General features: G+C 37.5%; 12 protein-coding genes and 2 tRNA genes. 10 read left to right on the top strand and 4 right to left on the bottom strand.

Translation table 11 applies throughout. The features are described from left to right. The first annotated feature begins 22 nt into the window (after nt 1–22). From EHQ43_RS13940 to EHQ43_RS13930, 3 genes are all read left to right on the top strand, one after another. The gene (locus tag EHQ43_RS13940; RefSeq protein WP_012388920.1) at nt 23–1000 is read left to right on the top strand and encodes a DNA-directed RNA polymerase subunit alpha; all 978 of its coding nucleotides are present in this window, start codon (nt 23–25) and stop codon (nt 998–1000) included. A 1-nt stretch (nt 1001) separates the two neighbouring features. After that, entirely contained in the window at nt 1002–1520 is a 519-nt protein-coding gene (rplQ, locus tag EHQ43_RS13935) for a 50S ribosomal protein L17 (RefSeq protein WP_135771510.1), read from the top strand. 113 nt (nt 1521–1633) lie between these two features. Beyond that, a complete protein-coding gene (locus EHQ43_RS13930) occupies nt 1634–3454 on the top strand; it encodes a PAS domain-containing sensor histidine kinase (RefSeq protein WP_135742203.1) in 1821 nt (606 codons plus the stop codon). Here the strand turns inward: EHQ43_RS13930 and EHQ43_RS13925 are convergent. Further along, nucleotides 3444–5462, bottom strand: a complete 2019-nt coding sequence (locus tag EHQ43_RS13925) for a 1-acyl-sn-glycerol-3-phosphate acyltransferase (protein WP_135742202.1) — start codon at nt 5460–5462, stop codon at nt 3444–3446. The genes EHQ43_RS13930 and EHQ43_RS13925 overlap by 11 nt on opposite strands. A gap of 122 nt (nt 5463–5584) precedes the next feature. Here EHQ43_RS13925 and EHQ43_RS13920 point away from each other — a divergent pair, with 122 nt between their 5' ends. The 4 genes from EHQ43_RS13920 to EHQ43_RS13905 all read left to right on the top strand — a co-directional run bounded on the left by EHQ43_RS13920 (nt 5585) and on the right by EHQ43_RS13905 (nt 8157). Beyond that, nucleotides 5585–6610 carry an ATP phosphoribosyltransferase regulatory subunit gene (locus EHQ43_RS13920; RefSeq protein ID WP_135771509.1) on the top strand — a complete coding sequence of 342 codons (1026 nt, stop codon included), beginning with the start codon at nt 5585–5587 and terminating at the stop codon, nt 6608–6610. 7 nt (nt 6611–6617) lie between these two features. Next, the gene (locus EHQ43_RS13915; RefSeq protein WP_135742200.1) at nt 6618–7892 is read left to right on the top strand and encodes an adenylosuccinate synthase; all 1275 of its coding nucleotides are present in this window, start codon (nt 6618–6620) and stop codon (nt 7890–7892) included. A gap of 78 nt (nt 7893–7970) precedes the next feature. Next, a tRNA-Lys gene (locus tag EHQ43_RS13910) sits at nt 7971–8043 on the top strand. 39 nt (nt 8044–8082) lie between these two features. After that, nucleotides 8083–8157 (top strand) — tRNA-Glu (locus EHQ43_RS13905). Here the strand turns inward: EHQ43_RS13905 and EHQ43_RS13900 are convergent. Continuing rightward, nucleotides 8117–9013 (bottom strand): TIGR02757 family protein, encoded by an 897-nt coding sequence (locus tag EHQ43_RS13900; RefSeq protein WP_135771547.1) that lies wholly within the window; start codon nt 9011–9013, stop codon nt 8117–8119. The two genes, EHQ43_RS13905 and EHQ43_RS13900, sit on opposite strands and share 41 nt — an antisense overlap. Continuing rightward, nucleotides 9003–9926: a hydroxymethylglutaryl-CoA lyase gene (locus EHQ43_RS13895; protein ID WP_208731051.1), complete on the bottom strand. Its 924-nt coding sequence runs from the start codon at nt 9924–9926 to the stop codon at nt 9003–9005. Before EHQ43_RS13895 ends, EHQ43_RS13900 begins: the two co-directional genes overlap by 11 nt. A 50-nt stretch (nt 9927–9976) precedes the next feature. Between EHQ43_RS13895 and EHQ43_RS13890 the strand changes: the two genes are divergently transcribed. After that, entirely contained in the window at nt 9977–10765 is a 789-nt protein-coding gene (locus tag EHQ43_RS13890) for an ABC transporter ATP-binding protein (protein WP_135771507.1), read from the top strand. On the opposite strand, the gene EHQ43_RS13885 is transcribed toward EHQ43_RS13890, so the two are convergent. Beyond that, nucleotides 10720–11736, bottom strand: a complete 1017-nt coding sequence (locus EHQ43_RS13885; protein ID WP_135742197.1) for a tetratricopeptide repeat protein — start codon at nt 11734–11736, stop codon at nt 10720–10722. The two genes, EHQ43_RS13890 and EHQ43_RS13885, sit on opposite strands and share 46 nt — an antisense overlap. A gap of 8 nt (nt 11737–11744) precedes the next feature. On the opposite strand from EHQ43_RS13885, the gene EHQ43_RS13880 reads away from it, so the two are divergent. Both EHQ43_RS13880 and EHQ43_RS13875 read left to right on the top strand, forming a co-directional pair. Next, nucleotides 11745–12353: an ABC transporter ATP-binding protein gene (locus tag EHQ43_RS13880; protein ID WP_135771506.1), complete on the top strand. Its 609-nt coding sequence runs from the start codon at nt 11745–11747 to the stop codon at nt 12351–12353. Continuing rightward, nucleotides 12343–12996 (top strand): heme exporter protein CcmB, encoded by a 654-nt coding sequence (locus tag EHQ43_RS13875; RefSeq protein WP_135771505.1) that lies wholly within the window; start codon nt 12343–12345, stop codon nt 12994–12996. The genes EHQ43_RS13880 and EHQ43_RS13875 overlap by 11 nt, the downstream gene beginning before the upstream one ends. Nucleotides 12997–13014 lie beyond the last annotated feature (18 nt).

The raw sequence follows: 13014 nt of genomic DNA, 5'->3' as shown, positions 1-13014 counted from the left end.
TTTAGAGAAGAAGGATACGACATTGTCTCCAAAGAATTTATTAAAAGGTTTTAAAAGACCCAAAAAAATCGAATTCACAACTGATGTGAATACACCAAACTACGGTAAGTTTGTTGCAGAACCTTTCGAAAGAGGAATTGGTACTACGATTGGAAACTCCCTTCGACGTACGCTTATGTCTTCGATTGAAGGTGCAGCGATTTCCGCGATTCGGATTGAAGGAGTCTCACACGAGTTCTCTTACATTGAAGGTGTAGCTGAGGACGTAACTCGTATCATTCTTAACTTAAAACAAGTTCGAATCAAATACGAGCCTGAAGACAAAGAAGCAAGTAAAGTAATCCACTTGGAACTTAAAGGTGCTGGTTATTTCCGTGCTGCTGATTTGGCAGTAGACTCTTCTATTGAAATCATGAACCCAGACCTTCATATTGCGACTCTAAATGAGGATGCGAATCTGATTATGGATCTGGAAATCCAAAGAGGACGTGGTTACGTTCCTGCGGAAGATAAAAAGAAAGATATTGAAGTTTTAGGAACAATTCCTATCGATTCAATATTTTCACCAATCCAAAAAGTATTGTTCGAAGTATCAGAAACTCGTGTTGCACAACGTTCTGATTATGAAAAACTGACTATGGAAGTTTGGACAGATGGTTCCGTTTCTCCAGAAGATGCAGTTGCCCAGGCAGCAAAAATCCTAAAAGACCACCTTACTGTTTTCATAAACTTTGAAGAGGAAATCGAAGAAGAAGAAGAAGAGTTGGATGAAGCTGATGAAAAATTAAAAGCAGCATTATCTAAACATGTAGAAGAATTAGAGTTATCGGTTCGGTCTACAAACGTTCTTCGTAGTTTGGAAATTGACTTCATTGGTGAACTCGTGAAGAGATCAGAAGACGAAATGACTAAATCAAAACATTTCAGCGAACAAAGTTTGTTAGAGTTAAAAGCAAAACTTTCCTCTATGGGACTTTCGTTCGGTATGAGAGATTTTTAAGATGAATAAACGTAATAAAGTTAAACAACTCAATAGGTCCGCAGATCATAGAAAAGCTATGATCCAAAATATGGTAGTCTCTTTACTTCGTCATGAAAGGATTGAATCTTCTGTGGCAAAGTTAAAAGTGGCTCGTTCTTATGCAGAGCGAATCATCACAAGAGCAAAAAAGAATTTAGATGCTAACTTAGCAAATTTGGATGAACAAAAGAAAAATGCTGCGATCCTTCACAATACAAGATACCTTTATAGTCATCTTGGAGACCAAGAAATCGTTACAAAACTTTTGAAAGACCTTGCGAACCGATATGCAGAACGAGTGGGTGGATACACAAGAATCATTCGTTTGGTAAACCGTCCTTCTGATAACACAGCAATGGGGATTCTGGAGCTTGTGGATCGCAAAACTCAAGATGAGTTAAAAGCTGAATCAAAAGCGAAACGGGAAGAGAAAAAACCAGCTAAAAAAGAAGAAAAACCTAAAAAGGTCAAAAAAGAAAAAGTAGCTGCTGCTAAATAATTTTTCCTCCGCTAACACGAATTTCGTGGTGAAAAACCTACTTAAGTCCAACTTAAGTAGGTTTTTTTATTGCCAATTTTAAAAATTCCATTAGATTCTAACCTCCTAAAACTATGGAACCAAAACTTCCTATTTCAGATCAAATATGGCATACGACTTTTGCAGAGAGTCCCATCGGCATGGCGATTACAGACATTCAAACTGGATTGTATGTGGAAGCAAATGAAGTGTATTGCCGATGGCTAGGTAGAAGTAGAGAAGAGGTGATCGGAAAGTCGACGATTGATTTAGGAATTTATTCTGATCTTTCTTATCGCGATGTAATTTTGGAAAAATTAAAAGCCGATGGTTTCGTATTAAACTTCGAAGTACCACTTGTGACAAAAACAGGGGATACCGTGACAATTTTGTTTAGTGGAAAAATTGTAGAAGGAGGCAAATACTTACTCAGTGCTGGACAAAATATCACAGTTTTTAAAGAAAAGGAAAAACTTGCGCACGCACTTCAAAAAGAGCTAAAAATAAGCAAAGAATTATTCGAAAGTGTCTTTCGATTAAATCCTGCTGCTGTCAGTTTATCAAACGCAGAAACTGGGAGATACGATGATGTAAACGAAGCCTATTGTCGACTCATTGGATTTAACCGAGATGAGATCATAGGTCGCACTTCACATGATTTAAATATATGGATCACCAAAGTTGATAGGGCACGTTTACTTGCTGAAGTCCAAAAGAAGGGTTGGAGTACGGGAATGGAAGCAAGTGTCCGCACTAAATCAGGTGAAATTCGTCATGTCGTTTCTGGTAATACCATTCTGAACCATGATGGAAGGTCTACTTTGCTTGCCATTCTTATCGATATCACGGAATCAAAACAAAATAAAGAGGCATTGGAGTTTGCAGTTAAGGAACGGACAAAAGAGCTGAATCGGATCTTAGAAGACCTTCAAAAGACCCAAGATCAGTTGATTCTATCTGAAAAAATGGCTACTCTCGGTCAACTAGTTGCAAGTGTTGCACACGAAATTAACAATCCACTCGCAGCAATCTCTGCATTTAGTGAACAGTTACAAAACAAGTTAGGAGATTTTGGGCCAAGGCTTTTGGAAATTCGAAACTGTATGGGAAAGTATTCCGATTCGGATGCAGAAGAGATCATTCGTTGGATCACAGAACTTTTCCAAGTAAAACCTAAAACACATAGTTTTTCAGAGACACGAAAAATTAAAAAAAATTTGGAGTCATTGTTTAGTTCAGCTAATATCGATACACCTTATGATTTGGCAGATCGGATTGTGGATTTGGGAGTTTCTGATTATATATTAGAAAATACGAATTTTGTAGAAAAACTAAAGAATACACCGATACTAAGCATTATATTGAATGAACTCAATGCTTTACGAAGTATTGAATCCATACGACTGGCAGTGGAACGTACTTCTAAAATAGTTTATAGTCTAAAAAACTACGGAAGGATGGACCGAGGTTTGGCGAAAATCCAAACAAATATCATCGATAGCATTGAAACGGTTCTCACTCTCTACCAGAACAAAATGAAATCCGGTATTGAATGCATACGACTTTATAATGCAAACCCAATGATAATGGGGTATCCTGATGAACTCATTCAAATCTGGACGAATCTGATTTATAATTCACTTCAAGCAATGCACTTTAAAGGGAAGTTAACAGTGCAAGTAGAAGAAACAGCAACTGATGTTGAAGTGTCGATTGGTGACAACGGACCAGGAATCCCTATGCCAGTGCAAAAGCGTATCTTTGAACCATTCTACACGACGAAAGAAAAGGGAGAAGGTACGGGGCTTGGACTCGGGATTGTAAAACAATCAGTAGAAGAAAGGCACAAAGGCCAAATTCGGTTTGTATCTGAACCTGGCCATACAGTTTTTACTGTTTCCCTTCCTAAACTCTAGCCAATTGTTTTTGTAACTCTTCTGCCACCAGATCAAAATTTTCGTTTTGGATGACTGTTTTGTATGCAGAAGTAACGATTGGATGCCTTCTTTCATCAAGTTGGATGAGATTTGGTAACACCTTTAATCCATAAAAACCATTTGTGATTTTTTCTGGTCTAGTTCCATAGGCAAGGTCATAACCATACTTTCGATCTCTTGTGTCAGATCCAAAACAAGCCAACATAAAATCTGTCATCCCCGACAAACCATTAAATGTAGTCGGATCGCCACCAAGTAAAACTCCAATGGAAACCATTTCATTAAAAAATCGGTTACTCAAATGGAAAAGGGTATTGTCTACGTTTCCACCTAACTCTCGTTTAAAGTATCCTTCTACGAGTCCCATTGCAAGGGCATAAATCGTTTTGAGCGCTCCACCGAGTTGTACACCTTTTGTGTCTCTTGAGTTGATCGCAGGTCTTGTGAAAACATAATTACTGGATAGAAGTTCTTTTAATTTCGGAATGAGCGAATCTTCGAAAGCAGAGATTTCGAATCCCGAAATTTTTCGTTCCATGATTTGGTCTGGGTAACAAGCTCCCGAAACAACAGCAAGGCGATCTCTTTCGATAAGAAGTAATTCATTTAAGTCTTCTAGGATCAGTCCTTTTTTGGATCCAGTGAATCCTTTGATAACATTTACCATTGGGGATTTGTTTTTTTGTAAGTAAGTTCTGATTTTGGAATAAACAGCATCGAATTCCCAAGGATTGGTTCCTTGGACAAATAATGTCGCTGATTCCAAAATTTCAGGTTTGTCCGAAAACTCAATATTCGGAGGAAGTTTATAAATTGGATAGTGAATGATGTCCCGTCTTTCTTCGTTACTTCGGGTTACCATATCTGAATCAGGATGGTAAATGGTTACTTTTACATTTTTATTGGCAAGGATACAAGCAAAAGCCACGGACATATTCGAAGAACCAATGATCACTACATGTTCATCTGGTTTTTTTGGAAGTGATATGAGTTGGTTTGTTTCTCGTACGTCTCCACGATACAAGTTACGATATGTACCATGTTTGTGTTTGTTGAGGTTACTGCCCACAAGGAGTGCTAAGTTATCAATGATAAATTGTTTTTTGTCTCCTGTACCAGGAAAGGATATTTGTTCGATATGTGAAGGGAAACTTTCCATTTCCTTTTTGGTTAATTCGCCTACTAACACTGGTTTGCCGATTACTAGTTTTCCAACCGCTTGGTTGAAGAGCAGGCCCTCGATTGGAAGAATTTTTTCTGTACCTTCTAGAGAAATTGGTAAGATTACTTTATTGGCCACATAATGGTACACTGTGTCCACAAATGGCATAAGCCTACCATCACGTGACCTTGTGCCTTCGGGAAAGATCGAAATAACTTTTCCATCCGACTGCAATTTTTGGGAATTCCGAAATGCCCGCATATTGATCTTTGTCATCACATCCGAAAGAGAAGGGTTGTCTGCCATGTCTTTTTTGGAACAAACGAGTAATGTCCCAAACATATATAGACCGAGGCGAGTGAAGTCTGGTTCAAAGGCAAGGCGTCCCGCAATGAATACGAGCGACTCTGCAATTTTACGCCCTTCGGGACCTGAATTATAAAGTAATGTAAAAATTGCTGGAGCATCTAAGTGGCTTAAGTGATTGGAAATGAGAGTGACAGGGTATTTGCCAATGATGCCATCAAGGAGTTTTAAATTTTCTGTTCCTTCGACCTTGAATTTTTTCATGATGGGATCAAGGAATTTCAACATAAAGTCACGAGGTTCGGGGCGGATGTCAGTATACACTCCGATCTCTTCTAGGCGTTCTGGCTCTTGGAAAATTTCCATCACCTTGGGTTTGGGTGTGGCTTGTGATAAAACTAAAAATTCTTCTAAAATAGACTTTGCTTCTAATTCCGAAAGACCGGATTTTACAAATAAGTGAATGTTTTCAAAAAATTCTTTGTGCCAACGTCCCAAAGTGGCTTCTTTTTCTGTCATGTATGCCTCTAAACCGACATCAGCGTACTGAAAAGTTTCGATTTGTCTATTCGATTTTTACAATTGATTGCGTAAATCCAGGATTTCTCTAATCTGACTTCTTGGGTGATCGAGATCCCGGTATGAATCAAAAAAACAAACCAATTTCCTCGGAACAGAAATGGATTCCCGATGGATTTCATTTTTTAGGACCAGAAGAAAGTAAAAACCGGCGGAATTTACTACAATCGTTTTCGGAACTCTTTGAAAGAGAAGGGTATTCTGAAATCACCTTACCAAGCTTTGATTATTCTAATTCGTTTCGCTCCCAATTACAAGACGGAGTGGAAAGTTTACTCGTTACGAAGGACTGGGATGGGAATGAATTATCACCTGGAGTGGATTTAACCTTACAAGTGGTGAAAGGGATGGCAGCGAGGTCCCATTGGGAAGAAAACCAAAATGTCTATTACTTTGCCAAAAAAATAAGGGATCATAAAAAACGGAACGCTTCTCGCCGTGAGGTCCTGCAAGTGGGAGTAGAAAGTCTGGGTAGAAGTGACACAAAACAATTAGTGTCACAAATCCAAATTTTAAAAAAACTTTGGGACAAAACGTTACCAAATAAATCATTTACCATCGTATTTGGACATTCTTCTTTTTTTCGTTCACTTTTAGAAATCCTTGGATGGAACGAAGAACAAACTAAGTTACTCCAACAATTTTTATACACCAAAAATATCCCTGAATTAGTTTCTCTTGCCGCAAGGGAGAATACTTCTGAATCTCATATGCGGATCATCCAACTCTTACTGAAACCAATCCTTACGACAGAAATTGACGACTTTAAAAAATCAATGGAAGTTGTTTTATCAAAAGAAGAGTTAATGAAGATTAATACAGATTTAGAATCGATCATTTCATTCTTTGAAGTTTGGAACAAACAAATGAATGGAATTCCTAGTATTTGGGATCCTTCCCTTGTTAGGGATTTATCGTATTACACGGGTTTTATGTTTCAAGGTTATGTGGAACAGGACCCCGAACCAGTGTTTGCTGGTGGAGTTTATAATGAATTGTATGCAAGTTTTACTGGAATTCCAAAAGAAGCATGTGGTTTCGCACTGCACTTGGATTCAATTGAAGTTATGTTAAATAAGGAAAAATGAGGAATTTATGCCTGCAAATTTAGTCGTTGGTGCCCAATGGGGTGATGAAGGAAAAGCAAAAGTCATTGATTATTTATCAAAAGATACGGATATTATCGTTCGCTACCAAGGTGGTGCAAACGCAGGTCATACCGTAGTTGTCGGTGGAAAAAAGTATATTTTTCACCTCGTTCCTTCTGGAATCATTTATGATAATACTACTTGTGTGATCGGAAATGGAGTGGTTCTCGACCCAGAGTATTTTTTAAAAGAATGTGCCGACTTAGAAGCACATGGATTTCGTGTGAAAGACAAAGTTCTCATCAGCGATTCTTGCCATATTTTACTCCCTTATCACAGACTCATTGATGAAGCAAGGGAAGCAGGTTCTTCCCCTGAACGTAAAATTGGTACCACTAAAAAAGGGATTGGAATGTGTTATGCAGATAAGATGCTTCGTAACGGCGTCCGTGCTGGCGATCTTCTCGACAAAGACATTTTAAAAAGAAAGTTAGGCCATATCTTGGAAGTCAAAAACCAAGAGTTAGTAAAATACTATGATTTAGAACCAGTGAACCAAAAAGAAATGTATGACTTCTTATTGGATTTTGCTGATAAAATGGGAAAAAATATCGTTAATACTGTGTATTACCTCAATTCTGAATTGGAAAAAGGCAAAAGAGTCCTTTTAGAAGGTGCACAAGGTACAGGACTTGATATTGATTTTGGTACTTATCCATATGTGACAAGTTCAAATCCTACTACTGGCGGTGCACTTGCGGGATCTGGAGTGAGTTTTCGTTACCTGAAAGATGTCATAGGTATTACGAAGGCTTATGCTACAAGAGTCGGGGAAGGACCTTTCCCATCTGAAATTTTAGGTGAAGCAGGGGATGTATTGCGTAAGCTAGGTGGAGAATACGGATCGACAACGGGAAGGCCAAGGCGTTGTGGTTGGTTTGATGTTCAAATGATCAAACATGCAGTAACAGTCAATGGAATCAATTCATTAGTTTTGACAAAAATAGATGTACTTAGCCATTACGATTCGATCCCAGTTGTGATTGGATACGAGTATAAAGGAAAAAAATTAGACTTTTTCCCATCGCAAGGATTGGAAGACGTCAAACCTTTGTTTGGTGAGTATAAAGGATGGAAGGATGATATTTCTGGCATTAATTCCTTTTCCAAACTTCCTCCACTTTGCCAGTCATATATTAAATCCTTACAAGAGTTAGTTCATACTAAAATTGGAATTGTATCCACTGGACCTGATCGTGAGCACACGATAATCATGGACTAAAAAAAATGGGAGTTCACGATCTTTTTTTTAAGTAGTTGTTGACCGAGAAAGGTGGTTCGATATTCTTGGCTACAGAACGAGTCGTTAGCTCAGCTGGTAGAGCAATTCCCTTTTAAGGAATGGGTCCGGGGTTCGAATCCCCGACGACTCAAAAAGAAGAGTTCTACAACTCTTAAAACGTTCTAGATACGGTGCCATCGTCTAATGGTTAGGACACAAGGTTTTCATCCTTGCAATCGGGGTTCAATTCCCCGTGGCACTACCAAACAAACCTCCTTCAACTCACATCCATTACAAATTTTCTCTTCATAACGACCTTTACATCGATCTATAATTCCAACTCTAGTCAAATAAAAATCGTATAACAACGGATCAACGGCATTGATATTTCGAAAAAATTCAGTCAGTAAAAATGCATCGTTTAGCTGGACTTGTTTTTGGTTATGAATTCCGAGCACTTTACTTAATTTTTGGATATGAACATCCATGGGATAGGGGATCTGATAGGTTTTGATTTTTTTGTACAAACCAAAATCGGGGTACTCGTTTCTCACCATCCATCGTAAAAAAAGGGAAATCCTCTTTTTAGGAGATTTCGAGTTCCATTTACCGATTAAAAATTGTAATCCATAAGTAAGTTCTTTGGTGTTTGCTGTGATCAAAATTTCTGATTCTATTTTTTTTTGGAAGTTTTGTATGGATGAGTTCTTTTCAAATGATTCTTTGGAATTTAGAAAATAGGATTCGAAAATAGGCGACTGTTTGGTTTTTTTGCGCAGGATCTTTTGTAAGGTTAAAAACAATACAACCACATCTTCTTTTGTTTGGAATCGATATCCTTTTAGGTTTTGTAGAAATTTTGAAAAGGAAGAGCTTTGTTGAGAAAGAAACTCATATGGTGACGCACCCATCATATTAAATATTGGATCTAAAAAATTTTTGATATTTTTGACATTCCCGTAAGCAAACAAACAGGAGATAATTGAAACAATTTCAATATCGAGTGGATTTTTATACCGTTTTGGAAAACAGATAGGATCAGTTTCTAAATACGATACGTTTTTGTATTTGGATATTAATTGGTTTAATTTGATCTTTAAAAGAGAAAGATCATCCGACATTTTTTTTGGCTATATATGTTCTTGAATTTAAATTCCTTTCCAGTTTTGATTCCACAAACTGACTTACTTTTACAAGTTCCTCAAGGTTAATGCCTGTATCATACCCTTCCCGTGTTAGAAAATATACCAAGTCTTCTGTGGCAACATTGCCTGCTGCACCTTTTGCGTACGGACAACCGCCAAGTCCACCTGCTGAACTATCAAAACTACGAATTCCCATACTAAGAGCTTGTTTGGTATTGGCAATTGCCATTCCGTAAGTATCATGAAAATGGCAATTGAGATAAGAAGAAGGGATTTTCTTCAAAAGGACCTCGAGGAGAGATTCTATTTCATCTGGAACAGCAACTCCTATGGTTTCACCAAGGGAAATTTCATAAGCCCCTGCATCTAAGAGTCGTTCAGCGATTTCCAGTGTTTTTTCTGGTTGGATTTTACCTTCATAAGGACAGGCAACAACGGTTGAAATATATCCTCTTACTTTGATTCCGTCTGTTTTTGCAAAATCGAATATGGGTTGGAAGGAAGAAAAACTTTCCATCACAGTCATGTTGATGTTTTTTTTTGTAAATGATTCAGAGGTTGCGGTAAACACTGCTACTTCTTTAAACCCTGCAATTTTTGCCGCTTCATAACCTTTTGTATTAGGAGTTAAGCAAGAAAATTGTACGTCACTTGAATATTTTGGCAATACCATTGCGGAAAGTTCAATTGCATCTGCCATTTGTGGAATACGATCCTTTCTCACAAAAGAAGTGAGTTCGATGTGTTTGGCACCAGATTCTACTAGACGGTTAACGAATTCAAATTTATCCTGAGTAGAGAAAATGGTTTTTTCATTTTGTAATCCGTCTCTTGGTCCTACTTCTGTGATTTTGACTTTCTCCAATGTAATATTCCTTCCCCTTATCATTACGGTTGTTTGGAAATTTGAGAAATCAATGATTTTATCAAAAGGAAGATATGTTTAATATCAAAAATCTTTCTGTTTCGATAGGAAATCGGATTTTATTAAAAGATGTATCGTTTGCTGCAAAACCAAACCAAATAACCGGTCTCATTGGGAAATCTGGATCAGGAAAATCGACTTTATTTCGGTTGGCACTTGGTCTTCTCTCTAAGTCTGATGGTTATCGATGGAGTGGATCCATCGAATGGATGGGTTTGTCACTTGGTCGTAGTTTTTATCCCAGTTTGCAGCCAGTTTTTCAAGATCCTTTTGGCAGTTTTTCTCCCTTCGGAACCATTGGCGATTTGTTACTCGAACCAATTCGAATCCAAAAGAAATTTTTTCTCACTGGAGAAGAGAGCAACAAACAAAACGAAAAAATTCAATTTTATTGTGAACAATTTGATTTGCCAATTTCTCTTTTAAGTAAAACGAAACAAGAGTTAAGTGGTGGTCAGTTGCAACGATTTGCAATTCTTAGGGCACTTCTAGCCAATCCAGAATACCTTTTATTGGATGAACCTGTAACCGCTTTAGATGTTTTAGTTCAGAAAAAAATTGCAGAAGAATTAAAATCGCTCAATAGAAGAGAAAAAATAGGGATGCTTATTGTTTCCCACGATTTAGGATTTTTATCCTATATGTGTGATGAAATTTTTGTATTAGAAGATGGTTTGATTACTGAATCAGGTAGTCCAAAAGAAATTTTAAAACATCCAAGTTCAAAACTTTTAAAAGAGCTTTTAGAATCTAAAGCTCATTCATTCGGCGGGGTTACTTCTTCTTCTGAATCATCCAATTGAGTTCGTTTTGCCTCTGCAAATTTTTTCGCTATATCACGTCTCCTGGCTATAACTTTGGAAGAGACTGTTGCAAAAAAAGGATCATTGGCAAAACTTAACATCTTCGTGTATTGTTCTTCAGCTGTTTCATAGTCTGTCACTTTCGATGCAGTTTCTGCAAAATAATAATGAAACTTTTTATCGTAAGGTTTTACTTTTCCTTCTGCAGTTGTAAGGCTAGTCCGATTAAATATTTTATAAGCAATATGGTAATTCCCTTTTTCCATTTCAAGACGGGCAAAACCAAGTTTTACATTTGGACTCTCTTCTTCAATTTTTAAGGCTTTGTTTAAATAAAGTAAGGCTCTGTTTTTTAAACCAGTGGCAAGATAATGGTCTGCTAGGCGGATCAAAGCTTCTGTATCATAGGGATTTTTTTCTACAGCAAGTTTATAATTCAAAATCGCATAATAAATTTGCCGTGTGATTTCGGAAAGGATTCCTATGTGCAAGTAGGTTTTATAGTAATCTGGCATTTCTGCTTTCGCATATTCAAATTCTACCAATGCCTTTTCATATTTCATTTCCAAGGAATACAATCTTCCTAAATTATAACGGAAAGGGAAAAATTGCGGGTCAAATCGGATCCCCGCTTCCAAACGTTTGATCACTTCACCACGCTCGTTTGCTTTTCCATTCAAAAGGATGTCAATGGTATCATTATTCCATTTGCCTGAATTGGTAATGGTTTCTGTTCCGTAGACAAAACTTCCATTGGATTTTGGTGGTTCACCTGTATACAACTTTCCTCGTGCCAGGATGAAGTCATCTTTATGGTAAATAAAAGAACCGTTGGGGAAATCGGTGGTGTCGAATTCTTCATCTTTTCCCCAAAGGATCTCTGGGTATTCCTTGTTCCCAATTAGTTTTTGTCCCCAGAGTAGGCTCGGGAATAAAAACAGAAGTGCGAATGTAAACAGCGAATGGAACATGGTGTAGAATGAACCGAATACTTTTGGAGACAAAAGGACTCACTATTACTGTCGGCGAAAAAACCATCTTGAGAGAGGTGAATCTTAGTTTTTTTGAAAAAGGTTTGGTAGCCGTATTAGGTGAAAATGGAGCCGGTAAATCTACATTACTCAAAAAAATTTATCATGAATCTTTATCCTCTCCTCATTGGCATTGGCCTAATGGGAAACGGAAAGTTACTTACCTTGGGCACGAATTAGGTTTTTATTCATCGCTCAGTTTAGAGGAAAATCTGAATTATTTTGCTAGTTTGGACGGAACCCATTCTTTGGAGCGAAGGCAAGAACTGCTAAAACTGTTCCGATTGGAGAAACGGATTTGGGATCCCATCCATTTGTTTTCTCGTGGTATGAAACAAAAGGTAGCTATCATGAGAGTTTTACTTTCTAATGCAGAAGTCATTTTATTTGATGAACCATATACTGGACTCGATTCTGAATCTTCCCAAATTTTAAGTTCCATTCTAAATTATGAAAAAGAATCCAAATTGATACTTGCTGTTCTCCATTCCTTTCCAAAGGACTTACACTGTTCTCGAACGATTTCCATTCAGCAGGGGAAAGTTTTTGTTTCTTAGATTATTAAAAAAAGATTTTTATCTCATTGGTCGTTCTCTGGGTGGGATCGTATCGTTATTTACATTAAGTGTCTCTGTTGTTTTTATTTTTTATACTTCGATCGAAGTGAATGAGATGTTATCTGCGAGGAGTATCCGAGGTCTCAAGTGGGCCATCATATTCATTTTAAACTTTGTGATTATCAGCCAGAGTTTATGGGAAGAAAGGGAATCGATGGGATGGGAAGCAAGTTTAAGTTATGTCAGTCCTACCTTATTATATCTTAGTAAGTCGTTAACCATTTGGTTTTGTACGATCCTTGTGAATGCTCTCCTTGTTTTGGTATTGTCCGTTTTCTTTCAGAATATGAGTTTGGACCGGTATTTTGGTGAATGGCTTTTTGCCAATTTGGGGAGTGGGTGTTTGGTTTTTTTGGGAGTATCCCTTGGCGTGATTGCATTCGAAAGCCGTTTGAAAGAAATTATCATCCCACTTTTACAATTACCTTTCTCCATCCCATTGTTTTTATTTGGATTAGAAGCTGAGAATCGGTATTGGTCTGAGGTCGGATTTTACTTACCATCTGTTGGACTACTTTTGTTTTTCCTTTTATTTTATGGAACCTTAGGTTCAGTGATGGTGGAAACCTTAAAGAATGAGTAGGGGATTTGTATTTTCTCC

The organism is Leptospira bouyouniensis, from assembly GCF_004769525.1.
GTDB classification, from domain to species: Bacteria; Spirochaetota; Leptospiria; order Leptospirales; family Leptospiraceae; genus Leptospira_A; species Leptospira_A bouyouniensis.
This window is presented reverse-complemented; position numbering and strand designations above follow the sequence as displayed.

Bases quoted from the DNA above. Each gene is read 5' to 3' on its own strand.
- EHQ43_RS13925 (WP_135742202.1), bottom strand. From the start codon at position 5,462: ATGACAGAAAAAGAAGCCACTTTGGGACGTTGGCACAAAGAATTTTTT.
- EHQ43_RS13885 (WP_135742197.1), bottom strand. From the start codon at position 11,736: ATGTTCCATTCGCTGTTTACATTCGCACTTCTGTTTTTATTCCCGAGC.
- EHQ43_RS13895 (WP_208731051.1), bottom strand. From the start codon at position 9,926: ATGATAAGGGGAAGGAATATTACATTGGAGAAAGTCAAAATCACAGAA.
- EHQ43_RS13880 (WP_135771506.1), top strand. From the start codon at position 11,745: ATGAACCGAATACTTTTGGAGACAAAAGGACTCACTATTACTGTCGGC.
- EHQ43_RS13890 (WP_135771507.1), top strand. From the start codon at position 9,977: ATGTTTAATATCAAAAATCTTTCTGTTTCGATAGGAAATCGGATTTTA.
- EHQ43_RS13915 (WP_135742200.1), top strand. From the start codon at position 6,618: ATGCCTGCAAATTTAGTCGTTGGTGCCCAATGGGGTGATGAAGGAAAA.
- EHQ43_RS13920 (WP_135771509.1), top strand. From the start codon at position 5,585: ATGAATCAAAAAAACAAACCAATTTCCTCGGAACAGAAATGGATTCCC.
- rplQ (WP_135771510.1), top strand. From the start codon at position 1,002: ATGAATAAACGTAATAAAGTTAAACAACTCAATAGGTCCGCAGATCAT.
- EHQ43_RS13930 (WP_135742203.1), top strand. From the start codon at position 1,634: ATGGAACCAAAACTTCCTATTTCAGATCAAATATGGCATACGACTTTT.
- EHQ43_RS13900 (WP_135771547.1), bottom strand. From the start codon at position 9,013: ATGTCGGATGATCTTTCTCTTTTAAAGATCAAATTAAACCAATTAATA.